The sequence below is a fragment of the Streptomyces viridochromogenes DSM 40736 genome, from assembly GCF_000158955.1.
Classification (GTDB): Bacteria; Actinomycetota; Actinomycetes; order Streptomycetales; family Streptomycetaceae; genus Streptomyces; species Streptomyces venetus.
Map to the genome: position 1 here is coordinate 7,938,006 of NZ_GG657757.1, position 24,355 is coordinate 7,962,360.

General features: G+C 70.4%; 24 protein-coding genes and 2 pseudogenes. 11 read left to right on the forward strand and 15 right to left on the reverse strand.

All coding sequences use genetic code 11. The features are described 5' to 3' along the window. Nucleotides 1-47: 47 nt before the first annotated feature. Both SSQG_RS34790 and SSQG_RS34795 read right to left on the reverse strand, forming a co-directional pair. Complete coding sequence (locus SSQG_RS34790; protein ID WP_003994681.1) at nt 48-1,664, reverse strand: cation acetate symporter; 1,617 nt, start codon at nt 1,662-1,664, stop codon at nt 48-50. After that, nucleotides 1,661-2,155 (reverse strand): DUF485 domain-containing protein, encoded by a 495-nt coding sequence (locus SSQG_RS34795; protein WP_003994684.1) that lies wholly within the window; start codon nt 2,153-2,155, stop codon nt 1,661-1,663. Before SSQG_RS34795 ends, SSQG_RS34790 begins: the two co-directional genes overlap by 4 nt. A 235-nt stretch (nt 2,156-2,390) precedes the next feature. On the opposite strand from SSQG_RS34795, the gene SSQG_RS34800 reads away from it, so the two are divergent. Continuing rightward, nucleotides 2,391-3,503, forward strand: a complete 1,113-nt coding sequence (locus tag SSQG_RS34800; RefSeq protein ID WP_003994685.1) for a catalase family protein — start codon at nt 2,391-2,393, stop codon at nt 3,501-3,503. 337 nt (nt 3,504-3,840) lie between these two features. Here the strand turns inward: SSQG_RS34800 and SSQG_RS34805 are convergent, their stop codons facing one another. After that, nucleotides 3,841-4,512 carry a histidine phosphatase family protein gene (locus tag SSQG_RS34805; protein ID WP_244299360.1) on the reverse strand — a complete coding sequence of 224 codons (672 nt, stop codon included), beginning with the start codon at nt 4,510-4,512 and terminating at the stop codon, nt 3,841-3,843. A 197-nt stretch (nt 4,513-4,709) separates the two neighbouring features. On the opposite strand from SSQG_RS34805, the gene SSQG_RS34810 reads away from it, so the two are divergent. From SSQG_RS34810 to SSQG_RS34840, 7 genes are all read left to right on the forward strand, one after another. Then, nucleotides 4,710-4,928 (forward strand): CbtB domain-containing protein, encoded by a 219-nt coding sequence (locus SSQG_RS34810; RefSeq protein ID WP_003994687.1) that lies wholly within the window; start codon nt 4,710-4,712, stop codon nt 4,926-4,928. Nucleotides 4,929-4,942: 14 nt separating this feature from the next. After that, a complete protein-coding gene (locus SSQG_RS34815) occupies nt 4,943-5,689 on the forward strand; it encodes a CbtA family protein (RefSeq protein ID WP_003994688.1) in 747 nt (248 codons plus the stop codon). Between the two features lie 1,099 nt (nt 5,690-6,788). Continuing rightward, entirely contained in the window at nt 6,789-7,145 is a 357-nt protein-coding gene (locus SSQG_RS34820; protein ID WP_003994690.1) for a hypothetical protein, read from the forward strand. Between the two features lie 136 nt (nt 7,146-7,281). Beyond that, nucleotides 7,282-8,427, forward strand: coding sequence for a PLP-dependent cysteine synthase family protein (locus SSQG_RS34825; protein ID WP_039934266.1), 1,146 nt, complete (start codon nt 7,282-7,284; stop codon nt 8,425-8,427). Further along, entirely contained in the window at nt 8,424-9,725 is a 1,302-nt protein-coding gene (locus SSQG_RS34830) for an MFS transporter (RefSeq protein ID WP_039934268.1), read from the forward strand. Before SSQG_RS34825 ends, SSQG_RS34830 begins: the two co-directional genes overlap by 4 nt. A gap of 83 nt (nt 9,726-9,808) precedes the next feature. After that, nucleotides 9,809-11,029: a DUF1015 family protein gene (locus tag SSQG_RS34835; protein WP_003994693.1), complete on the forward strand. Its 1,221-nt coding sequence runs from the start codon at nt 9,809-9,811 to the stop codon at nt 11,027-11,029. 168 nt (nt 11,030-11,197) lie between these two features. Next, a complete protein-coding gene (locus SSQG_RS34840; RefSeq protein ID WP_039934270.1) occupies nt 11,198-11,398 on the forward strand; it encodes a hypothetical protein in 201 nt (66 codons plus the stop codon). A gap of 277 nt (nt 11,399-11,675) precedes the next feature. Here SSQG_RS34840 and SSQG_RS34845 read toward each other — a convergent pair whose 3' ends face one another. Beyond that, nucleotides 11,676-12,011, reverse strand: coding sequence for an STAS domain-containing protein (locus SSQG_RS34845; protein ID WP_039934272.1), 336 nt, complete (start codon nt 12,009-12,011; stop codon nt 11,676-11,678). A 202-nt stretch (nt 12,012-12,213) separates the two neighbouring features. Between SSQG_RS34845 and SSQG_RS34850 the strand changes: the two genes are divergently transcribed. After that, nucleotides 12,214-12,690 (forward strand): ATP-binding protein, encoded by a 477-nt coding sequence (locus tag SSQG_RS34850; RefSeq protein ID WP_003994696.1) that lies wholly within the window; start codon nt 12,214-12,216, stop codon nt 12,688-12,690. Nucleotides 12,691-12,794: 104 nt separating this feature from the next. On the opposite strand, the gene SSQG_RS34855 is transcribed toward SSQG_RS34850, so the two are convergent. The 4 genes and pseudogenes from SSQG_RS34855 to SSQG_RS34870 form a co-directional block, all read right to left on the reverse strand. Continuing rightward, nucleotides 12,795-13,754: an alpha/beta hydrolase gene (locus SSQG_RS34855; protein WP_003994697.1), complete on the reverse strand. Its 960-nt coding sequence runs from the start codon at nt 13,752-13,754 to the stop codon at nt 12,795-12,797. 207 nt (nt 13,755-13,961) lie between these two features. After that, on the reverse strand, nt 13,962-14,420 hold the full coding sequence (locus SSQG_RS34860; protein ID WP_003994698.1) for an SRPBCC family protein: 459 nt from the start codon (nt 14,418-14,420) through the stop codon (nt 13,962-13,964). Between the two features lie 144 nt (nt 14,421-14,564). After that, a pseudogene (locus SSQG_RS34865) lies at nt 14,565-15,014 on the reverse strand (hypothetical protein). A 23-nt stretch (nt 15,015-15,037) separates the two neighbouring features. Beyond that, nucleotides 15,038-15,710 (reverse strand): annotated as a pseudogene (locus SSQG_RS34870) (MerR family transcriptional regulator); the annotation flags it as partial. On the opposite strand from SSQG_RS34870, the gene SSQG_RS41175 reads away from it, so the two are divergent. Together SSQG_RS41175 and SSQG_RS34875 are read left to right on the forward strand one after the other, a co-directional pair. Further along, on the forward strand, nt 15,658-15,942 hold the full coding sequence (locus SSQG_RS41175) for a hypothetical protein (protein WP_003994700.1): 285 nt from the start codon (nt 15,658-15,660) through the stop codon (nt 15,940-15,942). The pseudogene SSQG_RS34870 and the gene SSQG_RS41175 sit on opposite strands and share 53 nt — an antisense overlap. A gap of 38 nt (nt 15,943-15,980) precedes the next feature. Further along, nucleotides 15,981-16,676 carry a phosphatase PAP2 family protein gene (locus tag SSQG_RS34875; protein WP_039934274.1) on the forward strand — a complete coding sequence of 232 codons (696 nt, stop codon included), beginning with the start codon at nt 15,981-15,983 and terminating at the stop codon, nt 16,674-16,676. 12 nt (nt 16,677-16,688) lie between these two features. Here SSQG_RS34875 and SSQG_RS34880 read toward each other — a convergent pair whose 3' ends face one another. The 7 genes from SSQG_RS34880 to SSQG_RS34910 are packed head-to-tail and all read right to left on the reverse strand — an operon-like array spanning nt 16,689 to nt 24,355. Beyond that, nucleotides 16,689-18,014 (reverse strand): glutamate-1-semialdehyde 2,1-aminomutase, encoded by a 1,326-nt coding sequence (locus SSQG_RS34880; RefSeq protein ID WP_003994703.1) that lies wholly within the window; start codon nt 18,012-18,014, stop codon nt 16,689-16,691. Nucleotides 18,015-18,021: 7 nt separating this feature from the next. After that, the gene (gene rfbC, locus SSQG_RS34885; protein WP_003994704.1) at nt 18,022-18,573 is read right to left on the reverse strand and encodes a dTDP-4-dehydrorhamnose 3,5-epimerase; all 552 of its coding nucleotides are present in this window, start codon (nt 18,571-18,573) and stop codon (nt 18,022-18,024) included. Further along, the gene (locus SSQG_RS34890; protein ID WP_039934276.1) at nt 18,570-19,805 is read right to left on the reverse strand and encodes a polysaccharide pyruvyl transferase family protein; all 1,236 of its coding nucleotides are present in this window, start codon (nt 19,803-19,805) and stop codon (nt 18,570-18,572) included. Before SSQG_RS34890 ends, rfbC begins: the two co-directional genes overlap by 4 nt. Beyond that, nucleotides 19,802-20,767 (reverse strand): glycosyltransferase family 2 protein, encoded by a 966-nt coding sequence (locus tag SSQG_RS34895; RefSeq protein ID WP_003994707.1) that lies wholly within the window; start codon nt 20,765-20,767, stop codon nt 19,802-19,804. The genes SSQG_RS34890 and SSQG_RS34895 overlap by 4 nt, the downstream gene beginning before the upstream one ends. Beyond that, nucleotides 20,764-22,053, reverse strand: coding sequence for a hypothetical protein (locus SSQG_RS34900; protein WP_003994708.1), 1,290 nt, complete (start codon nt 22,051-22,053; stop codon nt 20,764-20,766). Before SSQG_RS34900 ends, SSQG_RS34895 begins: the two co-directional genes overlap by 4 nt. 5 nt (nt 22,054-22,058) lie before the next feature. Then, entirely contained in the window at nt 22,059-23,333 is a 1,275-nt protein-coding gene (locus SSQG_RS34905) for a DUF4910 domain-containing protein (RefSeq protein WP_003994709.1), read from the reverse strand. Beyond that, nucleotides 23,330-24,355, reverse strand: coding sequence for an NAD-dependent epimerase/dehydratase family protein (locus SSQG_RS34910; RefSeq protein ID WP_003994710.1), 1,026 nt, complete (start codon nt 24,353-24,355; stop codon nt 23,330-23,332). The genes SSQG_RS34905 and SSQG_RS34910 overlap by 4 nt, the downstream gene beginning before the upstream one ends.

The following is a 24,355-nucleotide window of genomic DNA, read 5'->3' on the forward strand; positions in this document are numbered from 1 at the left end:
CGCGGCGCGGGAGGCCGCCTGAAGTCGGCCCGCCCGCGCCGCGGTGGTCATTCGGCTGCGGCGAGAAGCCGTGCCTCGCCCTCCTCGTACAGGCGCCGCTGCTCACGGCTGTCGGCGGCACGGCGACGGTGGTCCAGACGGCTGCCCAGCCAGCCCGCGAGGTAGCCGAACGGGATGGAGACCAGCCCGGTGGACTGCATGGGGAACAGGTCGAAGTCGGCATGCGGGAAGACGGCGGACGGCGTGCCCGAAACGGCCCTGGAGAAGACCATGAGCAGCAACGCGCAGGCCGCGCCGCCGTAGAGGGTGGTGAGCAGGCCCGTGCGCGTGAACCCGCGCCAGAACAGGGAGTAGGTGAGCGCGGGTGCCACCGCCGATGCCCCTATGCAGATGGCCAGAGTGGTCAGCACGCCGACGTCCCAGTTCTGCACCATGGTGGCGAGCCCGATGGCGACGACCCCCACGGCCACGCTCGTCCACGCCGCCACCGACATCTCGGTACGGGGCTCGGCCTGTCCCCGCCGCACCGCGTGGGCGAACAGGTCGTGGGCGAGTGACGAAGCCGCGGCCAGGGTCATCCCCGCGACCGACGACAGCAGGGTGATGAACACCATGCCCGCCACGGCCGAGTACAGGATCGCCGCGCCCGCGGAGCCGGGGGCCCCGCCGAGCACCTGGGACAGCATGAGCACCGACGTCCTGCCGTGCGGGTCTGCCGCGGTGATGTGCTGCGATCCCACCAGGGCCGCCGCGCCCGTACCCATGATGATCACGAGCAGGCAGAACGTGGTGACCGTGCCGACCGCCCATGACATGGAGCGACGCACGGCCGGTACGTCCTGCGCGGAGTACAGGCGCATCGTGATGTGCGGCAGGCAGGCCACCCCGAGGATGATGGTGATCTGGAGACTGACGAAGTCCAGCCGGCCACCGGTGGACGTGCCGAGCTGCAGGCCCTGCTGAAGGTAGGCGGGGCCCGCGCCGCTGCCGTGCTGGGCTGCCCTGAGGATGTCGCCGGGGCTCCAGTCGAAGCGGTTGAGGACGAGAGCGGCGACGACGATGCTGGTGCCGAGCAGGAGCACGATCTTGATCATCTGAATGAGCGCGGTGCCCCGCATACCGCCGATCGCCGCGTAGATGATCATCAGAGTGCCGACGATGACGATGCACACCGTCCTGGCACCCGCAGCGTACGGAATGTCCAGGATGAAGGTGAGCAGCGACCCGGCTCCCGAGAGCTGGACGACCAGGAAGGGCAGGGTCGCCGAGAGTGTCACCACGCAGGCGGCGATCCGCACGGCCCGTCCGGACATGTTGCGGGCCAGGACGTCGCCCATGGTGAACCTGCCTGCGTTGCGCAGGGGTTCGGCCAGGAGGAACATCAGCAGCACCAGGGACAGGGCGGTGCTGACCGCAAGGACGTAGCCGTCGTATCCGGCGAGCGCGATGATGCCGGTGGTGCTCAGCACCGTGGCGGCGGAGATGTAGTCGCCCGCGATCGCCAGGCCGTTCTTGAGCGGGGTGAGCGACAGGTAGCCGGTGTAGAAGTTCGCCAGGTCGTCGCGGTCCGGTCCCGCCATGACGCACATCAGCAGCGTGACGGTGACCAGCGTGGTGAACAGAACCAGGATGATGGACTGCGTCCCGGAGCTGAAGTCGTTCATCTCGCCATCCCCGCGTTCCGGCCGGTGGGGACCGCCCGCTCCCGGACGGCGCGGGCCAACGGATCCACGGAGCGTTGTGCGCTGCGCCTGTACCAGGAGACCGCCGCGAAGGTGACGACGAGTTGGAGGATGCCCAAGGCCATGCCCAGGCTCAGCTCTCCGGTGACCTTGGATCCCATCAGACCGGGCGCGTAGCAGGACAGCACGACATACACCACGAAGGAGCCGAGCGCGGTGAGCGTGGAGATCCGGCGGAGCAGGCGGTAGGCCGAGCGGAGGGCGGTGAGGTCGGATTCGTCTCGATGGGTCTCGTGCGCGGTCTCGTGCGCGTAAAGGGCGTCCCAGGGGGCTTGCCGACCGTACGAGTCGTATCGCGCGCCGTCGTGCCCGTACGACTCCGGCCACGGGTTCTGTCCGTACGTCTCGTGTCGAGGGGGGATCCCGTAGGACTGTGCTGAGGGTGGGTACCGGTTCTCGTCGGCGTATGTCATCGCCTGGCCTTCCACTACGGCTCGGATCCCCGCGGTAAACGGGAAAGAGTGCTTCAGGCGGCGCACCATACCGACTGGTTGGAATGCCTGTAAGTCCGCCGTAGGTCACATTTCGGCGTTGATGTGATCCCCTGGGCGCGGAAGCATGGGATACATCACAGGCAGTTATGTTGTGCGCAATTTAATTGCTGGCTAGCGTCTGAGGTCAGGAGCATCCACACATGGAGGCAGCACCATGGATCCCGTCCGCTACGAGCATTACCGTCCCGTCGAACGTCCGACCTATCAGGAAGAGTTGGACGCCGTGGTCGCACAGGTGGCGCAGCGCACCGGCGCCTCGGTCGAGCGTGAGGCCGTCGGCCGCGCCGTCCGCACCGCCCACGGAAAGACCTACGGCCTGCTGAAGGCCACCGTCACGGTCGGTGACAATCACGGCTTCCACGCGCAGGGCATCTTCGCGAGGCCCACCGAGTACGACGCCGTCGTCCGTTACTCCAACGGTCTGGGCCACCAGCGTCCCGACCATCAGCTGGGCGCGGCGTGCGGGATGGGCATCAAGCTGTTCGGGGTCCCCGGACCCTCATTGCTGGCCGACGAACCCGACACCGGTACCTTCGACCTCAACCTGATCAACAACGACGTCTTCTTCGCGAACACGGCCTACGACTACATGGTTATCGAGGATCTGTTCGCGGAGCTGCCCGAAGCCCTGGTGAACCCCGCCCGCCGCAAGACCTGGATGGCGGAGTTCCTGACCCGCCGGGGCACGCTCACCGACCCGGACGGCTGGCTGTGGGACGAACTGTTCGCCATGCTCTCGTTCACCACCGTCCCGCGCAGAAACCTGCTGTCGTACACCTACAACAGCATGGGCGCCTTCCGGTACGGCGATCACATCGCCAAGATCCGCACCGTGCCGACGGCCGAGTCCCTGGCCGCTCTCACGCACCAGATCGTGGACGTGCGCGCGGACAACGAGGCGTTTCGCCGCACCCTGGTTGCCGAGGCCGCGGAACGGGACCACTCCTTCGAGCTCCAAGTGCAGCTGAACACCGATCTGGCTCGTATGCCGGTCGACAACACCTCCGTGAAGTGGCCCGACGAGTTGTCCCCCTGGGTGACCGTCGCCCGTGTGGACCTCCCGCGTCAGGACATCGGCGGGGACGACAACGTGACGGCCGCCGACGCCACGTCGATCACACCGTGGCGCTCACGAGAGGAGCACCGGCCCATCGGCGAGATCCAGCGGGTGCGGCAGGAGGTCTACCGGCGCTCGTCCATCGAGCGGCACCGCATCAATGGACAGCAGCGGCGCGAACCGGTCAGCAGCGCGCACGTGCTCGGCTGAGCCGGCCGAGCCACGTCCCGTCACCTGCGCCGACCGTGCTCGGAGACCGTCCTGCCCGTTCACGATGCGGGGGGGGGGGGAGAGAGACTGGGAGCTCCCGCGGGTGCGTGTCCTGGGCCGGGGCTGGCACTTGGCGATCCCCCGCTCCACCGCGTCACGCGCCCCGGTCTGTACTGGCGGGTCTCCCCGTCGCGCGACCACGAATGGACGAACACGCCCCGCCTGCACTCCGCCCTCCGCACGGCCCTTCTCCGCAGGAAGTCGCCCCCCTCTGACACCCGCCCCGGCCGATCCTGAGCCCGGCCGGGGTGGGACGCGCAGGGTGTCACGCACCCCCTCACAGGTATTGCCCGCCGCCTGATGCCGACCCCTCTCCGTCATGTCCGCGGAGTCGGCCAGCCAGAACGGTCCCCATTCGCAGATTCCAGCGTCCTGCCCGGCCGCTGAGCTGGACGCTGGACAAGGGGGGAACGTCAACGCGCCAGAACGAGGGCAGCGGCGCGTCCAGCGCGCGCACTACGGCCGCGCGCGCCACGGCCTGTTCGACTACGGCGAGAACCTGTCCCGCATCCGGTGGCAGTGCGCCCAGCCAGGAGGCGACCCGACGGTACAGCTGAGCCACCGACTCGCCACCGTGCGGCGCTGCGTCAGGGTCCTTCATCCATATGCCGAGCCCGGCCTCGTCCTCGGCGGCGACCGCGGCGAGTGTGCGGCCGCGCCAGTTGCCCATGTCGATGTCCCGCAGCGCCGCTTCCTCGACGACGGCTTCCCACCCCAGGGCTGCGGCCGTCTGCCCGCACCGCCGTGACGGCGCCGCGTAAAGGGTGGCGTTGACAGGCAGGGCTCCGGCGAGAGCCCGCGTCTGCCGCAGAGCCCGTTCGTCGAGCGGGGCGTCAACTCCGAAGCGCACCGGGCGTTGTGCGGGCGCTGGGGCACACACCAGCGTGAGCCTGACGGTCATAAAGGCCCCTTCCCCGAGGATCGATTCATCGTAGGTGGCGTACGCCATGTTGGCCGAAGTGCTTCTTGCCCCTACGCTCTGGGACGACAAGGACGACGGCGCCACGGAAGTCCGGTGCAAACCCGGCACGGTCGCGCCACTGTGTGCCACCTCACCGGCCAGGTGAGGGTGGTGAGTCAGACCCCAACGCTGTCGTCGAGTGCTCCACACGATGCGGGACGCGTTGTTCCCGAGGAGGTCTCGCCATGGCGCAGTCCACTGCCGCCCCCAGCTCCACCACCCAGACCGTCACGCCACTGCCGCTGCGGACGCTCGCACCCTGGGCCGTCTTCTTCGGTGTCCTGATGCTGGTCCTGCTGTACTTCGTCGGCGCCGAGCAGGGTGCCACCGCCGTGCTTTCCGGTGAGAACGTTCATGAGTGGGTGCACGACTCGCGCCACCTCCTCGGCTTCCCCTGCCACTGACGGAGTCCTCATCCATGAACTCGGTCACTGTTCGCACCCTTCTGGTGCGCGGCATGCTCGCCGGTCTTGGTGCCGGCGTGCTTGCCTTCGTCTTCGCATACCTGGTCGGAGAAGGCCCGGTGAACGCTGCCATCGCGTTCGAAGAGGCCAACTCCCATGAACACGGCGGCGAGGAACTCGTCAGCCGTTCCCTGCAGTCGACGGCGGGGCTCGCCACGGGGCTCCTCGTCTTCGGAGTCGCCATCGGCGGAATCGCGGCCCTGGCGTTCTGCTTCGCGCTCGGGCGGATCGGACGGTTCGGCGCCCGGGCCACGGCGGCTCTGACCGCGCTCGCTGGGTTCCTGCTCCTCTACCTGGTGCCGATCCTGAAGTACCCCCCGAACCCGCCCGCCGTCGGTAGTCCGGACACCGTCGGCAAACGCACCATCCTGTTCGTGCTGATGATCGCGCTCAGCGTACTGTTGGGCATCGCCGCCGTCCTTCTGGGCCGCAAGTTCGCCCCTGTATGGGGCAACTGGAACGCCTCGACTGCCGCGGGGGTGGCTTTCGTGGCGGTGGTCGCGATGGCGATGGCTGTGCTGCCTTCCGGGGACAACGCCCCCAAGGGCTTCCCGGCCACCGATCTGTGGGAGTTCCGTACGGCGTCCATCGGCATTCAAGCAGTGCTGTGGGCGGCGTTCGGGCTGACGTTCGGCTTCCTGGCCGAACGGGTTCTCGAACCACGACCGGCCCGCAGCCCGGCTTCAACAGTGACTGCCTGAGCCGCGAGAACACGCAAGGCGGGGTCTGTCCGGGGGCGCGCCCGGGCTGGATCCCGCCGTATGTGTTTTGTGAGTCCGGTCAGAAGGCGACCGCCATCGAGGGAAGGGCGGCGAAGTCAGGCGCGAGTCCCTTCCCGTCACGGTGCATGTGGGCGGCGGGTGGCCGGGTCCGAGCAGCCCTCCCAGGCAGAGTCAGCCGAGGAAAAGCCGAAGCACGCACAGTTAGGCGCGCGGCCGTCACCCAGTTCCCGTGCGGGCCGCCCCCGCACGCGGTGACCGATCAGGTCGCCGGGCGCTCGCCGCAGCAAACAAGCCAATCATCTGACGAGTTAACCCGGTGTTTCGGCACGGGTGGTCGATCACTTCCAGCGAGCCGCTAGGATCACGGCATGATTACGGCTTGGTCGCCCCGGCGCATCGTCAGGGCCCGCACTGGTGCGGGTCCGCTGCTGCGCGTGCTGGCCTTGGCCGTGCTCCTGTTCGGCGTCCTCGTGACGCACGGCGTGCACGCAGAGAGCGTCACGGGACACCTCTCCACCAGCGCGACAGCCTTCGCTGCACCGTCGGACGGCGGCGTTCGCCATGCAGCCGTCGAACCGGCGGTGCTGTCCGCCGCTGATGCCGAAGACCATCACGGGGGTCATGGGCCGTCCCATCCTGGCGAGCACTGCCTGTCCGGACAGCCTCAGCAGGCTTCTGCCCTGGTATCGCCCTGCCTTGCAGCGTCGGTTCGCGAAGCGGCCAGTTCCTACGACGCCTCAACCGTCCGAGGGCCGGCCGCTGGTGGCCCCATGGATGGTGAGTCTTCCGTGGCTCTCAGAGCAGCTTCCGTGGTGCGGCAGGTCTAGAGGTACGCAGTTCCTCCAACCGGCCTGCCGAATGTCACCGGTTCGGCTGGTACCGCGCGACGAGCGTCCTGTCCCGTGCTCATGATGGGTCGTCACGTTCGTCGAAGCCGTCCTGCCCCCACCCATGTCTGCGCCTCACTCCGGGCTTGCCGGAGACGTGGCAGCAGCGCGGAGGACCCGTGTCGACCCATTCCCGTATGTCCGCGCACGCCCTATGGGCCCCACGCGGCTCATCGTTGTCCCGCCGATTCGTGTCGGCGATCCGCGGCGCCCTCGTGATGGCGCTCGTGCTCTGCGCCGTCCTGCACGGCGTGCCCGAGGAGAGGCACGAGTCGGTGTCCGTGCCTGCCGCCTTCTCGGCGATGGCAGCGGACAAGGTCCCGCATGGCCCCCACGCTCCTCACGGGGCCGAGGAGTGTGCGGCGGACGGGATCGTGCGCACCGTGGCCCAGCCGGCCGAGGGACTTGCCCTCGGCGCGATGGCCGTCGTCCTCCTTGCCGTGTCCGTGGTGGTCGGGAAGCCCCTCGTACGGCGTGACCGCCGTAGACGTCGCAGCGCACGCACCGGCCGTCTGGCGCTGGCTCGTACGTCGCGGTGGCGGATTTAGACCACTCGCTCGCAGCCGACCGACTTCACGGCTGCCGCGTGCCCATGGCCTGAGCGCGGACGCATCGTCCGCCCATGACCAGGACGCGCGAGATGAACCGCACCGGATTTCATCGAGCGAGAGTGAACACAAAGACATGCAGTCATTGACCAAGGCCGCGACGCCCTCCGGCCGGTCCGCCCTGTCCGGGCTGGTGGGCAACACCCCGCTGCTGCGGGTGTCGGAGCCGCTGGCCCCGAGCGGGCGTGGCTTCTGGGCGAAGCTCGAAGGCTTCAACCCCGGCGGCATCAAGGACCGTCCGGGGCTGCACATGGTGGAGCGGGCCCGTGCCCGTGGCGACCTGCGGCCCGGCGGGCGGATCATCGAGTCCACCAGCGGGACCCTGGGACTGGGACTGGCTCTGGCCGGGATGGTGTACGGCCATCCGGTCACCCTGGTCACCGATCCGGGGCTGGAGTTGTCCATGACCCGGCTGCTGACCGCCTACGGCGCCCAGGTCAACGTCGTCTCCGAGCCGCACCCCACCGGCGGCTGGCAGCAGGCCCGCCGCGACCGCGTACAGCGGCTGCTGGAGCAGCACCCCGGCTCCTGGTGCCCGGACCAGTACAACAACCCCGACAACGTCGCCGCCTACACACCGCTGGCTCTCGAACTCGCCTCCGAGATGGGACACATCGACGTGCTGGTGTGCAGCGTCGGCACCGGCGGCCACTCGGCCGGCGTCTCCCGCGTCCTGCGCCAGCTCTACTCCGAGCTGACCGTCGTCGGTGTGGACACCATCGGCTCCACGATTTTCGGCCAGCCCGCCCGACCCCGCCTGATGCGCGGCCTCGGCTCCAGCATCTACCCCCGCAACGTCGCCTACGAGAACTTCTCCGAGGTGCACTGGGTGGCCCCGCACGAGGCCGTGTGGACCTGCCGCCAACTGGCCGCCTCCCACTACGCCACCGGTGGCTGGAGCGTCGGCGCGGTCGCGCTGGTGGCCGGCTGGCTGGCCCGCACGATGCCGGCGGACGCACGGATCGTCGCGATCTTCCCCGACGGCCCGCAGCGATACCTGGGGACCGTCTACGACGACGACTACTGCGCCGCCCACGGCCTGCTGGAGTCGCCACCGGCACTCGAACCGGAGCTGCTCGGCCGCCTGGACGAGAAGGAGGTCACCCGCTGGACCCGGTGCACCGACGTCGTCGACCCCCTCACCCTGCAGGGCGCTCAGGGTGCTCAAGGCGCTCAGGGCGCATCGGAGGCAGAGCCCGACGCTTCGGAGGAGGACCGGTGAAGGGCTTGATCACCCAGGTCCGGTCATACGAAGGCAGCGTCCAGCTGTTGATGGTCAACCAGTTCACCATCAACCTCGGCTTCTACATGCTGATGCCCTATCTGGCCGCCCACCTCTCCGGAACGCTCGGCCTGGCCGGCTGGATCGTCGGACTCGTCCTCGGCGTACGCAACTTCAGCCAGCAGGGCATGTTCCTGGTCGGTGGCACACTCGCCGACCGGCTCGGCTACAAGCCGCTGATCGTCGCCGGATGCGTGCTGCGCACCCTCGGCTTCGCGACCCTCGGACTGGTCGATTCCCTGCCTGCCCTGCTCGCCGCCTCAGCGGCCACCGGGCTGGCCGGGGCGCTGTTCAACCCGGCCGTACGGGCGTACCTCGCGGCCGACGCGGGGGAGCGCAGGGTCGAGGCGTTCGCCCTGTTCAACGTGTTCTACCAGGCAGGCATCCTGCTGGGCCCGCTGGCCGGCATGGTGCTGACCGGGGTGGACTTCCGCATCACCTGCCTGGTGTCGGCCGGGATCTTCGCGCTGCTGAGCGTCGTACAGATCCGCGCACTGCCCGCAAGGAGGTCACAGGACGCCAAGCGGCAGGACGCTCACGCCGGCCAGGGTGTGCTCACCCAATGGCGCGGCATCCTCGCCAACCGGCCGTTCCTGCTCTTCTCAATCGCCATGATCGGCTCCTACGTCCTGTCCTTCCAGGTCTACCTGGCGCTGCCGCTGGAGGTACGCCGGCTCGGTGGCGACGGGGAGTTCGGCACGGCGGCCGTGGCGATGCTCTTCGCCGTCTCCGGGCTGACCACGATCCTCGGTCAGACACGGGTGACGGCGTGGTGCAAGGCACGGTACGAGCCAGGACAGGCACTCGTGCGCGGACTGGCAGCGATGGGGCTGGCCTTCGTGCCTCTGCTTGTCGCCGCCGCCGTGCCCGTACCGGAGTCCGGGATCGGATTGTGGCTGCTCGCGGCGGTCCCGCCGACGCTCGCCGCGCTGCTGCTGGCCATCGGCACGATGATCGCCTATCCGTTCGAGATGGACACCATCGTCCGCCTCTCCGGTGACCGCCTCGTCGCCACCCACTACGGGCTGTACAACACGATCTGCGGCATCGGCATCACCGTCGGGAACCTCGGCACGGGCGCCGCGCTCGACGCCGCCCGCGCGGCCGGGATGCCAGCGCTGCCCTGGATCACCCTGTGCACGCTCGGCCTGGTCTGCGCGGCCGCCCTGTACGGCCTGCACCGCACCGGCCGACTGGCGGCGCCGCCGACCTCCGAGCCGCTCGCCGCGACCGTCTGACCCACCGGCCCTCCGGCCCAGGGGCGGGGCACCACACGGTGCCCCCGCCCTCATCGGGCCCTGCCTTCTGCGAGGAGTCCTCCATGCCCGCTCCTGCGGTGCCCATCCCCGAGCCGACCCCATTGCAGCTCCGCCCCTTCCGGGCGGTGCGCTACGACGCGGACCGTGTCGGCGACCCGTCTGCCTTCCTCGCCCCGCCCTACGACGACCTTCACCCAGCCCAGGCCCGCGCGCTCCGACGCCACCCACACCACGTGGCGCGACTGCTGTACGCGGACGCACCGCAGGGCGCCGCCCGCGAAATGGGGCGCTGGCTGCAACGCGGTGTACTCCGCCGGGACGAGCGGCCCGCACTGTACGTCTACCAGCAACAGCGTGGCGCCCGGATCCTCCAACGTGGCCTTATCGGCGACCTGTTGCTGCCACGCCAGGCGGGACAACTGCTGCCGCACGAAGACGTGTCGGGCCACCTGGTCCGACAGCGCGCCGCCCACATGTCAGGGCTGCGCGCCCAATTGGAGCCACTGCTGCTGGCCCACCGAGGCACAGAGTCGACGACCGCACAGCTCGTGGATCACACCACCCGCCGAACGCCGGTCGCCGTTGCCCGCACCGGACAGATCACCCACACCTTGTGGTATTGCGATGACCCCGCGGAACTCGCCCGTCTGGCCAATGGTCTGTCCGTAGGGCAGGCCCTCATCGCCGACGGCCACCACCGCCACGCCGCTTGCCTCCAGCTGAGCGGCGACGCGGCAGGCCCGTGGACCAGCAGCCTCGCCCTCCTGGTCGACACCGTGACGTATCCCCTGCGGCTCTCCGCGATCCATCGACTGCTGCCGGCACTGGAACCGGAGAAAGCCGCACGCAACGCGGCCGAAGTGGCTCGAGTGCTCCCGATGCCGGGAGGGCCGCGTCCGCCCGAGCCCGGTGAACTCATACTCACCGGCGGGGGAGAGGCCTGGAGCATCACACATCCTGACCCCCGGGCCCTGCAAGAAGCCCTGGCGGATCACCCCAGCCAGTGGGCGCACCTCCCCGCCGCCGTCAGCGACCACCTGCTGCTCCGCCATGCCTGGTCCGTGCCCGACCTGCCCGGCGCCGTGACGTACCTCCACGACATCCGGCAGGCCACGGCCGCCGTGTCCGCTCCTGGTAGCGGCAGCGCGCTCCTGTTGCCGGTGATCAGTCAGGACACGGTGTGGGAACTGGCCGGCGCCGGCGTGCTGTTGCCCCGGAAGTCCACCTCGTTCGGTCCGAAGCCGACGGCCGGTCTGGCGATGCGCGTGCTGGGCCTGTCGTAGCGCCGGTTCGGTGGTCTCGACGGGGATATGCCGCTATGCGCTCGGCGGGCTGTGGTGGCCCGGCAACGGGGACGATCTGGCAACCCCGAGTTGGTACGTGCGCAGGCTCCAGCCCTGGGGCGGCTCGGGGAGGACGCGCCCTGGGTGCCACCGGGGAGCGAGCGGCTGGTGAAGGATTACCGGCACCCCAGCATCGTCAACCCGGCGCAGTACGACACCCTCCAGTCGGTGGGCGACGGTCTGCTCACGGCGCGGCAACTCCACGAACTACGCCAGGCACTCGGGGATGCCTCCGCTCTTCATACGACCCCGAGCCACGCCCACCACAACCACTGGCAAGGGGTTCGCATGTGCACCGTCCGGGGCTGATCGCGACAAGAGCAACCAGCCCTGGACGGTCCTCGGTGTTGGCGGCCGTCCACACCGGTGGACGAGGCGCCGTCAGCCAGCAGGCCCTTCGGACCGTCGGATATCGCGTTCGACACGGCCGGACGATACGCAGAGCGCGATCGCCACAGAGCCCTTCGCCGCGTGAGGCTCTCGTCTACGGCCGGGTCCGCTGAGCTGGCCGATTCGCTCTACCGGCGAGGTTCCAGCTCTGCGCCGGTGCTCCGTTCGCGCACGACTCGAGTCAGGCCGGTAGCGGTCACGTGGCCAGGGCCTGTTCGGTGGTGGGGTGGCAGGGGATGAGGGTGTCCACGCCGACCAGTTGCAGGACGCGCAGGACGGATTCCTGGGCCCCGGCGATGCGCACCCACCCGCCGGTGTCGCTCGCTTGCTGGTAAGCGGCGACGAAGACGTTGATGCCGCTGGAGTCCATGAAGGTCACACCACTGAGATCCGCCACCATTCGTAGGGGCACCGTCGTGTTCTCAGCCAGCAGGGCTTGGCTGAGCACGTCCTGAACATCGTGGTCGATCTCGCCCCGCAGCGTCACGACGCGGACGCCCGAAAGTACGCGGTGTTCGACGGAGAGCCGCATTGGCCGGTCCGCTGGTTCAATGTGGGCCACGGTCTCCTCGACTGCGATTTAGGCTTGTCCCCGGTTTAGGGCACGCGCGGATGATTCTGCCCCACCCGTCCGGCCGGATGCATGCACGTGGCGGTTTTCGAACACCACTCGTCCGGCATGGATGGCGGCAGAGGGGGTACCGGCGCGCAGAACGGGGAGTGAGGGCGAGGCAGTGAAATCTGACGCCGAGGGTGGGGGCTTTACAACGCCGGAGGGGCATCTGGCACGCGTCGGATTCGCCCTGGGCGGAGACGAGGGCTGCATCGCCGACGCCCGCCAGCACGCCGCCGCCTTCCTCGACCAGGCCGGCGACGACTACGGCCTCCTGGTGCCGGCGCGCACGAAGGACCTCACCCAGCTCGTCGTCAGCGAACTGGTCACCAACGCCTGCAAGTACGCTCCGGGCCCCGTCCTGGTGGAGCTGGGGCTCACCGCCGAAGCCGTGGAAGTGGTCGTGTGGGACAGTGCCCCCACGGTCCCGACCGCGCGGGCAGCGGATCCCGGCAGGATCGGCGGCCACGGCCTGGAGATCGTCAAGGCGGTGAGCGAGGGACTGTCCGTCGATCAGGAGGCGGTCGGTAAGCGCATCACAGCCCGCCTCGCCCTGCCCGGCGTTTCCAAAGACGCTCCTGTCAGGAGCCTGCCGTAACGAGCGGAAGGCAGAGGGGCACCCCTTCGGTTTCCCCAAAGTGGATCAAGCCTGCCGATCACACCCGTCGGGGACAGAAGCCGCTCTCGATCTGCGGCACGGTCTCAGCCGGTTCCGAGTCCGGCGCGCAGGAACGTGGTGGCCTGGTCGATGGCGGCTCGCGTGGCTCGGGTCTCGCTGAGCGCGTTGAGCAGCATGAAGTCGTGGATGGTGCCGTCGTAGCGCACGGTCGTGACGGGGACGCCGGCTGAGCGGAGTTTGGTGGCGTAGGCTTCTCCCTCGTCGCGCAGCACATCGGCCTCGTCGACGCACAGGTAGGTGGGCGGCAGCCCGGTGAGCTGCTCGGGGGCGGCCTGATTCGGCGATGCCGTGATCTCGGCGCGCTGGGCCGGATCGGTGGTGTAGGCGTCCCAGAACCACTCCATCGCTTTGCGGGTGAGGTAGTAGCCGGTGGCGAACTGCTCGTACGACTCGGTGTCCATCGCCGCGTCGGTGACCGGGTAGTACATCGACTGCTGCAGGAAGGTGACGTCGCCGCGTTGCTTGGCCATCAGCGCCAGCGCGGCCGCCATGTTGCCGCCCACAGATTCGCCGGCCACCGCCATGCGGTCGGCGTCCAGGCCCTTGGACGCCCCGTTTCTGGTGATCCACTGGGCGGTGGCGTAACCCTGCTCGATCGCGGTCGGATAGTGGGCTTCCGGCGAGTTCGGGTACTCCACGAACGCGAGCGCCGCGCCGGCGCCGACGGCGAGCTCGCGCACGAGCCGGTCGTGGGTTTCGGCGTTGCCCAGGATCCAGCCTCCACCGTGCATGTACACGATGACCGGCAGCATGCCGGTAGTGCCCCGCGGCCTGACGAGGCGTACCCGTACATCCCCCACCTCGGCGGGAACCGTGATCCACTCTTCGTCGACCGGGAGCTTGCTGATCGGCGCGGCCTGCGCATCTGCGAGGACCTTCCGGGCATCGGACGGCGCCATCTCGTACAGGAACGGCGGCTTCGAGAACCCCTCAGCGACCTCCTGAGCCGCAGGCTCGAGCACGACGGGGCTGGCAGCAGGCATGACAGCGCTCCTCACGCGAGTCTCGGACATGGACTTGGCCAAGAGCGCTCGGCGCTGCATCGGCCGCCGGCTCGTCACGCACCCGATTTTCCCGACCAGGAAATCAATCGCGGCTCGGTGGCTGCCCGCCGTTACGGCACGTCTCCACGCTCGTGACGCTTTCCATCTAACACCCGCCAAAAGGGCCGTTCCAGTCGAGGCGACACGTCAGCGCGGATAGATCGCCGCTTCAGCCGCTGCCTTGATCCGGGCGCCGAAGCCGGCGGCATCCTTGCGGGCAGCGGTGAGCGCCAGGCCGACGAGGAGTTTGCCAAGCCCGTGGCCTTCCAGGACGTTGAAGATACGGACCCGTGTCCTGTCGTCGGCCAACGGCTCCAGGTCGTAGCCGCCTTCGCGGGCCGTTACGCTGTTCTTCGACACCTCGGCCCACCGGATCCTCACCGGGGCTTCGAGGTCGGTGATGCGGAACTCCCTGGCCGTTTTCATCCCAGCATCCTTGACCGTGCTGCGGAAGACGGTTCCCACGGCGGTCGGAGTATCGGGGACCCGCTCGATGGTGAGCACGCGGGGGCTGAACTGTGGATCGTTGCGTCCATCGGCGAGGTAGTCGAAGACTGCTTCGACTGGTCGGTCGATTTCGACGGTCGCTTCGAACTGCCCTGACATGAGCACTCCCCGATCGCATGAGCCGCGGCGTGCCCGCGGCTCTCTTCCGAAGATGCCCGCCGAACCGTGGGAGTGCGCGGTACCGCTCCGTACGCACCCGAATTGCCTACCGCGCTTCGACGGTGAGGGGCGCGTTCCCGTGCGTCATTCGGCGGGGCCCGGGGCGGAGGTTCGCTTGGCGATGTCCCGCCGGGAGACGGCCTCTGCCACGTCATCAAGGGCAGTACGGAGGAAGGCCCCGTACGCGTCCTGGGGAAGGTCGGGGGCATGCTCTCCGGCCGCGGGCAAATGCGCGGTGGCTGCGTCGAAAGAGCCGAGAAGGCGGTAGTCGTCAGCGAGGTTGAGGTGCAGGGACGGATAGAAGCCGGCGACGTGAAGGCCGGCGTGGTGCCGCTGGACGCGCTGCTCGGTCACGGCATCGGCAGCGTCCAAGGCGCGGATGTCCCAGGCCAGGGACTGGGCGGCGTCTTCGTAGAGGTCTGCCGGGTAGTGCGCGAGGGTACAGCGGTGCAGCGGGTCGCCGGCTCATCCTTCGGCGACGGCTTGGCTGATGGCTTCCATGGTCGTGTCGGGGCCGGCGGGAGTAGCGGTCATGGTGGTGTTCCTCGTCGTCCTGCTCAGACTGAGTGATCGGGCTTGATGGGCATGGCCAGGGTGGTGAGGTCGCCGCGGTCGGCGGAGCGGATCGTGACGGGCTGGTCCGGTCCTCGCAGGTCGAGCATCACGTCGGGGCCGATGGCGGTGCTGACGGCCGGATAGAGAGTGGTCAGCTCGAAGGCTATCTGAAGGTCTTGGCCCGTCATGGTGGCAGTGAGCGGAACGCCGAGGTTCCCCGTCCCCGTCCCCGTCCCTGTCCCTGTCCCTGTCTCCAGGACGTTCAGGCCGTGAGGGGGCACCCGCAGCGTGATCCGCTCGCCTGGCTGTTCTTCCAGGGCTTGCAGAAGGAGATCCTTCGCGACCGTCACACGGGTCGTGGACTCGGACAGCGATGCGAGCATCAGCGGGTGGTCGGGAAACTCCTCCGACAGCAGCCGGCAGTGCCGGTCTTCCCGGCCTGCCATGCGTAGCCGGAGTCCGTGCGGCGCCGCCTCGACCCGTACCAGTGCGCTGCGGCGGATCTCCGCGACCGCGGCCCCGCAGCTCGTCCCCGTCGACCGTGGCAGCCCAGGTCGCGGTCGTCGCTTCGGCCGGAACCAGGGTCCGGGTCGCCAGGCGGTAACGGTCCGTCGCGGTCGGGGTGACCGCTTCCTGCGTCGCCTCGACGCGCAGGGCACCAAGCACGGGCATCCCGGTTCACGCTGATCGACCGTTCCCGAGCGCAGCTCCGTTCGACATCCCCCTGCTCCCGGTCGCCCTCGACCTCGGCGCCCGCACCCCCGAGGAGACGGCCGTCTCCATCACCGCCGAGATCATCGCCCACGCCAACCAGACCACCGGCCTGCCCCTCACACAGGTCACCGGCCCGATCCACCGCGTCTCCGGTGCCGCGGGACGGTGGAGCTTCGACCGCGCTGTTGGTTAGGCTCGTCGGGGGAGAGCGATCTCGGGGGGCGCTGCATCGTGACAGGTGAACGCGTGACCGGGGTGCTGCCCCCGTCGCTGCGGACGTGGCTCGGGCTGGTCGCGGCGCTCGCCGCGCTGGTGGTCGTGGTGCTCGGTGTCGCGTACGCGGGCGCAGGCGAGCCCGGCACGGTGGACGCCTGGATCCAGCCGACGGTGGAGGGTGTGCGGTCGCCGTGGCGGGATGTCGCTCTGGCCACGGACTTCCTGGGGGAGCCCGTGGGGGCGGCGATGCTGGTCGTGGTCACCGTGTCGGGGTGCCTGCTGCTGCGGCGTCCTCGCGCGGCGGTGCTCGTCGTTGCCGGCGTCGCCACGGCCGTGGGGGCGACGACGCTGCTCAAACCCGTGGTGGGACGCACCATCCACGGCGACGGCAACCTGTCCTATCCGAGCGGGCACACCGCCTTCCTCACCGCGCTCGCCCTCGTGGTGGCGCTGCTCACGACCGGCCGGCCCGGCCTCGGCAGGACGGTCGGCATGTCGCTCGTGCTGGCAGCGGCGCTGGTCGCCGGCTGCGCCATGGGCTGGGCGCAGGTCGCCTTGGGCGCTCACTACCCGACCGACGTCCTCGGCGGCTGGTGCACCGCGCTGGCGGTGGTACCGGCGACCGCGTGGCTGGTCGACCGGACGGCTGACCGGTTGGCTGACCGGTTGGCGGACAGGACGGCCGACGCCCCTCGGCGGGAGCGCCGCTGACGTCACGTCACGTCATGCCAACCGGCGGAACACGGGCTTCACCGGTCGTCCGCCCAGCCAGGGGGTGGGGTCGGTGGCGTCCAGTGCCTTGCGGTACACCGCACACGCCTGGGCCACCACATCGACGGTGTGATCGATGTCGGCGTCGCTGAGCGCGCTGCTCACCACGAACGACGGGGCCAGCACCCCGCCCGCGAGGAGCCGGCGCAGGAAGAGCGTGCGGTACTCCTGCGACGGTCGGAGGTTCTCGTCGAGGGTGGCGAAGACCAGGTTGCTGGCCCGGCCCCGGACGACGAGGTGGTCGCCGACGCCCATGGCGGCCGCGGCGTCACGGACACCGGCCGCCAACCGCTCTCCGAGGGCGTGCAGTTGAGCGGTGACGCCCTCTTCGACGTAGGTGGTCTGCACGGCCATCGCGGCTGCCAGGGAGTGCGTCTCCGCACCGTGCGTGGTGGACAGCAGGAACACCCGGTCGCCGGAGTGACGCAGCCCGCCCCGCTCCATCAGCTCGCGGCGCCCGGCCAGCGCCGAGACGGCGAACCCGTTGCCCAGCGCCTTGCCGAACGTGGAGAGGTCGGGGACGACGCCGTACAGGCCCTGGGCGCCCGCCTCGGACCAGCGGAAGCCGGTGATCATCTCGTCGAAGATCAGGACGCAGCCGTGCCGGTCGGCCAGTTCGCGCAGGCCGGCGAGGTAGCCGGGCGGCGGTTCGGTGTGGGTGGCGGGTTCGAGGATCAGGCAGGCGATCTCGTCCTCGTACCGGGTGAGCAGTTCCTCCGTGGCGGCCAGGTCCCCGTAGGGGAACGCCACCGTCAGGTCGGTGGTCGCCGTCGGAATACCCGCCGACATCGGCGTGGTGCCGATGAACCAGTCGTCCACGGAGAAGAACGGATGGTCGGCGCAGAGGGCCACCCGCGGGCGCCCGGTGGCGGCGCGGGCGAGGCGCACCGCGGCGGTGGTGGCGTCGGAGCCGTTCTTCGCGAACTTCACCATCTCGGCGGTCGGCACCGTGGCCAGGAAGCGTTCCGCGGCCTCGACCTCCACGATGGACGGCCGGACGAAGTTGCTGCCGCGGTCGAGTTCGCGTCGCACCGCTTCGGTCACCCGGGGGTGGGCATGGCCGAGGCCGACCGATCGCAGGCCGGATCCGTACTCGATGTAGCGGTTGCCGTCGACGTCCCAGACATGGGCGCCCTGGCCGTGGCTGATGACCGGGGCCAGGTGCTCGGGGTACTGGTCGTCGCCCTTGGCGTAGGTGTGCGCGCCCCCGGGGACCAGGGCGTGCAGCCGCTCGTTCGCCGCCCGCGACCGGGGGAGGAGGAACTCTTCGGTGTCCACGCTCACTTCACCCTTCCATGTGCTTCAGGACCTCGGCGAGGCTCGGCGCCTCCCGGTCCCGCCGGGACATCGATGTGGCCGGCAGCGGCCAGGGGATCGCGAGCTCCGGGTCGTCGAAGGCGATCGTCACGTCCTCGGCCGGGTCGTGGGGGCGGTCGATCCGGTACGAGGTGTCGGCGGTCTCGGTCAGCGCCTGGAAGCCGTGTGCGCACCCCGCCGGGATGTACAGGGTCGTCTGCGTCTCGCCGGACAGCTCGAAGGAGGCCACGTTGCGGTAGGTCGGCGAGTCCGGCCGCAGGTCCACGACGACGTCGAAGATCTGTCCGTACGAGCACCGCACCAGCTTGGCCTCGCCCTTGCCGGAGCGCAGGTGCAGGCCGCGCAGCACGCCCCGCACCGAGCGGGACACGCTGTCCTGGACGAAGGCGTCCGGGGCGAGGCCCACCGAACGGACCACGTCGGCGTCGAAGGTACGGCAGAAGAAGCCACGCTCGTCGGCGTACGGAGTCGGCTCGAACAGGTACGCGCCGGCGATCGCCGGGACTTGGGTCGCCTTCATGGAGTCTCCTGCCGGGTGCGGGCGGGCGGGTGGTCGGGGTGGTCGTGCGCCGGGAACAGGGCGGCCGTCAAGGCGGTGAACTGCTTGCGGAGTTGCCGCGCGGTGAGCCGGTTCCGCTCGGCGAGGGTCTGCCGCAGCTCCGCCGATCGCTTCTCCAGCGCGCGGAACCGCTCCAGCAGCCGGTCGGCGTCGACCTCGCGGGCCGGATGGCAGTAGGCGCCGAGGCCCATCCGGTCCATGAGGGCGTCGCTCTTCGCCGCGTAGGTGAGGGCGAGGGTCGGCGTTCCGGTCCTCAGCGCGCAGACCAGGTTGTGGTACCGGGTCGCCACCACGGTGTCGGCCGCCGCCGTCTCCCTCATCAGGTCGGCCAGCGAGGCCGCCTCCGCCGCTGTGACCAGCGGCGAGTCCACCGCGTCGAGGATCGCGGCGACCGCCGACGCGTCGCACGCGTCGCCGGTCAGCAGCCGGACCGGCCTGCCGTCCTCGACCAGCGCGCGGACGAAACGAGTCGTCCCGTCGAGGTAGCGCCGGTGGATCTCCTCGGCACGGGCACGGTCGTCGTTGCCTCCGTGGAAGTCCATGACGCCGACACAGACCAGGCCGGGCGGGCCGGAGGGCGTACCGGCCGGCGGTGTCGGCAGCGCGAACGCGAGGTCCGGGTGGACCGGGTCGCGTGCGGTGTCGACGCCCATCTCCCGCATCGCGTCGCGGGACAGGGTGTCCCGGTACGACCGGTAGGCGGCCAACCGCGCCGACCGGCGTACCAGGGCCCGGGTCGCCCGGTCGCGGATCGCGGCGGCGCCGACACCGACGAGCGCGACCTTGGTGCCGAACAGCCGGCCGGTCGCGCAGAGCAGGAACAGGGAGTACGGGAAGCCCCACGGCCGCAATGGCAGGGTGGCCTCCAGGACGCCCATGCCCGGCACGATCACCACGTCGTGCCGGCGCACCCAGGCGGCCGTGCGGACCACGTCGACGAGCTTGCCCAGTCCCTTGCCCGCGATCGAGCCCACCCGGGACGCGGTCCGGTACTCCCCGCGGTACCAGTGCAGGCGCGTCGCGGGGATCCCGTACCGGGCCGTGACGACCTCGGGCCCGCCGCACAGCGCGTCCACGACCGCCGCCGGATGCTCGGCGCGGAGATAGGCGAGTACGGCCTCCAGTGATCCGTCGTTGCCGAGGTTGCCGGAGCCGAGCAGGCCGAACACCCCGACACGTACGGGAGTTCTCATGTCCGCCGCCCCTCGCGTGTCCGCCGCCCCTCGCGTCCTGCGACGAGGTCGTCGACGGAGACGGCGAGCTTGGCCGGGTCGACCACGGCGCGGTCCTCGACCCGCTCGCCGGCGCCCGGCCGGACCCGGCTGGCCATCCACGCGGCCAGGTGGCGGTAGCAGGCGCGCCGGTCGGCCGCGGACAGCGGCGCCCGCTGAATCGCCGAGGCGAAGCCCCAGACGTACTCGGCCAGCAGCCGGGGCGTCGGGTGCAGCCGGCCCGCCCGGCGCGGGTCCAGGTTGACGCACCGGGAGCGCTTGGAAGGGTTCGCCCGCTCGGCGCGGGTGGGGTGGTCGCGGCGGAAGTACAAGAGCTCCGGCACCTGGTGGAAGGGCCCCTGCAGGACGATCTGGGCGACGAACGTCCGGTCCGCGTGGTGATAGCTGTCGTGCGGCTTCACCCGGCGCAGCATGTCGGCGCGCATCACCCCGTAGAAGTCGTCGCCACCGGGCTCGAACAGGAAACTGCGGAAGCGTTCCGGCGCGTGCGGCGAGGCGGTGGCGAGCCCGTACTCGTAGGGGACCTTCACCTGTCCTTCGCCGTCGATGACCGCCTGGCCGGAGTGTGCGAGGACCACGTCCGGCCGCTCGTCCAGCGCCTCCACGCAGCGTCGCAGCAGGTCCCGGGCGTACAGGTCGTCGTGCGAGGCCCACTTGAACAGCTCGCCGCGGCAGGCGGTGAAGACGTAGTTGTGGTTCGGCGCGGCGCCGATGTTCCGAAGCAGCCGTATGTAACGGATGCGTGAGTCCTGCGCGGCGTACTTGCGGCAGATGTCCTCGGTCCCGTCGGTCGAGGCGTTGTCGGAGATGACCAGCTCGAAGTCCTCGTAGGTCTGGCCGAGCAGGGCGTCGAGCGATTCGGCCACGTACTCCTCGCCGTTGTACACGGGCAGGCCGATGCTCAGCCGGGGATGGGCGGTCATGACGTCCTCACTTCGGGGATGGGTTCCTTCAGGTGCTCGCGCAGGGCGGACCGCAACTGCAGCCACCACACGGCCGAACCGGCGAGGGTCGCGGTGGCGACGCCCCAGGCCGAGCCGACCGTGCCGGCCAGGGCCGCGCCGCCGAGCCCGCCGGCGACGTAGCAGGCGGAGGCGAACAGCTGGCAGCGCAGGCTGTGCCGGGCAGCGGCGAGCGCGCGCAGCCCGGCCGCCGCGCCGGTGCCGAGGCCGGCGCCCGCGACGCCGAGGGTGACCGGCACGATGAGCTGGGCGGCGGAGTGCCAGACGTCGCCGAGTACGAGCTCGCCGAGCCGGTCCGGCATCAGCAGCAGCGCCCCGCCCCACAGCAGCGCGGCGACGGCCTGCCCGCCGCCCAGCAGGAGGCAGAACGTGCAGAGGCGGTTCGGGGCCCGCCGCAGCACCCGTGCCGCCTCCGCGACGGTGACCAGCGAGAGGCCCATCAGCACGGCGAGGAAGGGGCCGAGCAGGAGCTCGGCGCCCCGGACCGCGCCCACCGCGCCGACCCCGGCGATCGCGCCGAGCCCGTACGCGCGCAGTTGGCTCGCGCCGCTGAGGCTGACGTTCTCGACCAAGTACCGGTAGCCGAGGTCGCGTTGCTCGCGCAGCCACGCGCGCGCCCGGGCCGCCCGGGGCAGGATGCCCGACTGGAGGCAGCCGTACGCCGCTGCCACCGTGGCGGACGCGCCCCAGGCGAGCACGAAGGCGGCCACGGTGCCCACGCGGGCCGCGACGACCATGGCGGGGACGAGTGCGACGCCCCACACGACGTCGTTGACGAACGCCTTGCGCCCGGTGCCCGCGGCGAAGAACGCGTACCGCCAGGCGTCCTGGAGCAGCAGTCCCGGCAGCATGACGCCGAGGCAGGCGAACGCGGGCCCCACGCGCCCCCCGAGCGCGAGGCCGACCACCAGACAGGCCGCGCCGACGGCGGCACCGACGCCGAGGGCGGTACCCGACGACCGGGCCACCGCCCCGCGCCAGGACGCGTCCGGCACGCCGCTGAAGCGCACCACGAGCGGATCGGTGGCAAGCCCGCGGGAGACATTCAGCACCACGCCGTACGTGACCCAGGCGAGGCTGAACACGCCGAACGCGGTCACCCCCAGCGAGCGGGCCACATAGATCCCCACCGCGAAGTTGCTGATGCTGGAGGCCGCCTGGTCGGCCAGCCCCCAGGACAGCCGTCCGACGAAGGCCCGCCGGACGGATCCGGCCGGTGCCCTCGTCTTCTCCTCCTCGGTGGTCATCCGCGTCATGCCTTGATCAGGCCGGCGCCGTGCAGGGCGTCGGCCGCGGCGGCGACGGTGTCGAGCGGCAGCCCGGACCGCTCCGTGACGTCCAGCAGACTGTGCTCGCCGTCGGAGAGGCTGAGCACCCACAGCATGGCCATCTGGGCCTGCTTGGTGTCGCTGCGCCCGCCGAGCGCGTCGTACAGCCCGCGCCGGCCGAGCTGCGGTTCGCCGTAGGGGCTGAGGTTGAGGTACCTGCGGTTGCGGTCCAGGACGGCGAACGCCTCACGGCAGACCGCGAGGGTGTCCGCCATCGCCTGCGGGGAGACGAAGTCCGGGTTGTCCGCCGAGGTGTGGTACTCGGGGTAGCCGGCGTACGGGGTCCGGCTCAGCGAACCCACGCCGAGGTTGAACCCGGGCGAGCAGAACTGCCGCTCGTCGTAGCCGTACGGCGTGAACTCGTCGACCCGGTGGGGGCGTTCGGAGGCGGCCAGGACGTGCCCCATCACCCGGTCGATCTCCGCGTCGCCGCGCCTGCTCCGCTTGTACGTCAGCGCGCCCGAGTCACCGGCGCAGGCCAGCACCAGGCCGTGCTTGACGCGCTCCACCCGCTCCGCGTTGCGGGCCAGCCAGGTGATCGCCCCGATGGTGCCGGGCGCGAACAGGAACCGGTAGGTGTAGTACGGCGTCTCCTGTGCCAGCGCCCGGGCCAGGAACGTGGCCACCGCGATGCCGGCCAGGTTGTCGTTGGCCAGCGACGGGTGGCAGACGTGGCAGGACACGATCACCTCGTCGGGGACCTGGCCGGGAACCACGTACTCCGCGTAGGTGAGATGGCCGTCGGCGAGGGTGGAGTCGATCCGTACCTCGTAATCGCCCTCCGGAAGCGCGTCCAGGGTCTCCTGGGCCAGGCAGAATCCCCACTCCGGCTTGTAGTAGCTGGTGCGGTAGGGCACCCAGGTCGGGTGGTCCGGCAGCGTGTGCAGGTGTGCGCGCAGCTCGGACAGGGGCATGGTCGTCGCCACCGGCACGCTGTAGCCGAGCACGTGCAGGCTCGACTCGGCGAAGTCGACGACCCGGTTGCCGGCGGCGTCGGCGATGTACGCGTCCCGGATGTTCCACTCCTGCGGCACCGTCCAGTCGAGGACCTGGGTCCCGGTCGGCACCTCGTGCGTCTGCAGCGGGATGTACTCGCCGACGATCTCCAGGGTGGCGCGCACCCCGTCGCCGGTGATGCTCCGGCACAGCGGGTACAGCCGCTCCACCAGCGCGTGCATCTCCTTGCCGGGCTCGGTCATCGGCGCCGCCGCAGGGTGTCGTCGACGGTGCCGGCGCCGGACGCCGCGCGCAGCACGGCGAGGCGGGTGAAGCGCTGCTCGAAGTCCTCCCGGGTCAGCCCGTGGTTGCGGTAGGCGTCGGCGAGTTCGAGCGCGCCCTGCTTCACCGTCCACTCGCAGTCGAAGCCGGGTATCGCCGTGCGGAACCGGGAGAAGTCCACGCGGTACGACCGCGGATCGGCACCGGTCTCCCCGGTGATGTTGACCTTCGCGCCGGACACCGCCTCGGCGACCTGCGCGGCGATCTCGGCGACCGTGACGTTGTTGACCTCGCTGCCGATGTTGAACGCCCGGTCGTGCACCGCCTCGCGCGGCGCGGTCAGCGCGGCCGCGAAGGCCCGGGCGATGTCGGCGGCGTGCACCAGCGGACGCCAGGGGGTGCCGTCGGAGAGCACCAGCACCTCGCCGGACAGCAACGCGTGGCCCACCAGGTTGTTCAGCACGATGTCGGCGCGCAGCCTGGGGGAGTAGCCGAAGGCGGTGGCGTTGCGCATGTACACCGGGCTGAAGTCGCCGTCGGCCAGCGCGTGCAGGTCGTCCTCCACCCGCACCTTGGACTCCGCGTAGGGCGTCACCGGGCGCAGCGGGGCGTCCTCGGTCACCAGCTCGTCACCGCCCGCCGCGCCGTAGACCGAGCAGGTGGACGCGTACACGAAGCGCCGCACCCCGGCGTCGCGGGCGAGCCGGGCCAGGCGGACGGACGCGTGGTGGTTGATGTCGTAGGTGAGCTCCGGCGCCAGCGAGCCCAGCGGGTCGTTGGACAGCGCGGCCAGGTGGATCACGGCGTCGACCCCGGCCACGTGGTCGGCCGTGACGTCGCGCAGGTCCACCCGGTGCCCCGGCGGGTCCGCGGGCGTCGGGCCCAGCACGCAGTCGGCGAACAGACCGGCGTCGAGGCCGACGACCTCGTGCCCGGCGGCCTTCAGGACCGGGGCCATCACGGTGCCCAGATATCCCTGGTGTCCGGTCAGCAGTACGCGCAC

Excerpts from the sequence above, each read along its gene's own strand:
- SSQG_RS34795 (WP_003994684.1), bottom strand. The coding sequence starts at position 2,155 with ATGACATACGCCGACGAGAACCGGTACCCACCCTCAGCACAGTCCTAC.
- SSQG_RS34890 (WP_039934276.1), bottom strand. The coding sequence starts at position 19,805 with ATGAGAACTCCCGTACGTGTCGGGGTGTTCGGCCTGCTCGGCTCCGGC.
- SSQG_RS34855 (WP_003994697.1), bottom strand. The coding sequence starts at position 13,754 with ATGCCTGCTGCCAGCCCCGTCGTGCTCGAGCCTGCGGCTCAGGAGGTC.
- SSQG_RS34900 (WP_003994708.1), bottom strand. The coding sequence starts at position 22,053 with ATGACCACCGAGGAGGAGAAGACGAGGGCACCGGCCGGATCCGTCCGG.
- SSQG_RS34905 (WP_003994709.1), bottom strand. The coding sequence starts at position 23,333 with ATGACCGAGCCCGGCAAGGAGATGCACGCGCTGGTGGAGCGGCTGTAC.
- SSQG_RS34790 (WP_003994681.1), bottom strand. The coding sequence starts at position 1,664 with ATGAACGACTTCAGCTCCGGGACGCAGTCCATCATCCTGGTTCTGTTC.
- SSQG_RS34810 (WP_003994687.1), top strand. The coding sequence starts at position 4,710 with ATGGCGCAGTCCACTGCCGCCCCCAGCTCCACCACCCAGACCGTCACG.
- SSQG_RS34835 (WP_003994693.1), top strand. The coding sequence starts at position 9,809 with ATGCCCGCTCCTGCGGTGCCCATCCCCGAGCCGACCCCATTGCAGCTC.
- SSQG_RS34805 (WP_244299360.1), bottom strand. The coding sequence starts at position 4,512 with ATGGCGTACGCCACCTACGATGAATCGATCCTCGGGGAAGGGGCCTTT.
- rfbC (WP_003994704.1), bottom strand. The coding sequence starts at position 18,573 with ATGAAGGCGACCCAAGTCCCGGCGATCGCCGGCGCGTACCTGTTCGAG.
- SSQG_RS34860 (WP_003994698.1), bottom strand. The coding sequence starts at position 14,420 with ATGTCAGGGCAGTTCGAAGCGACCGTCGAAATCGACCGACCAGTCGAA.
- SSQG_RS34825 (WP_039934266.1), top strand. The coding sequence starts at position 7,282 with ATGCAGTCATTGACCAAGGCCGCGACGCCCTCCGGCCGGTCCGCCCTG.
- SSQG_RS34845 (WP_039934272.1), bottom strand. The coding sequence starts at position 12,011 with ATGCGGCTCTCCGTCGAACACCGCGTACTTTCGGGCGTCCGCGTCGTG.
- SSQG_RS34800 (WP_003994685.1), top strand. The coding sequence starts at position 2,391 with ATGGATCCCGTCCGCTACGAGCATTACCGTCCCGTCGAACGTCCGACC.
- SSQG_RS34895 (WP_003994707.1), bottom strand. The coding sequence starts at position 20,767 with ATGACCGCCCATCCCCGGCTGAGCATCGGCCTGCCCGTGTACAACGGC.
- SSQG_RS34815 (WP_003994688.1), top strand. The coding sequence starts at position 4,943 with ATGAACTCGGTCACTGTTCGCACCCTTCTGGTGCGCGGCATGCTCGCC.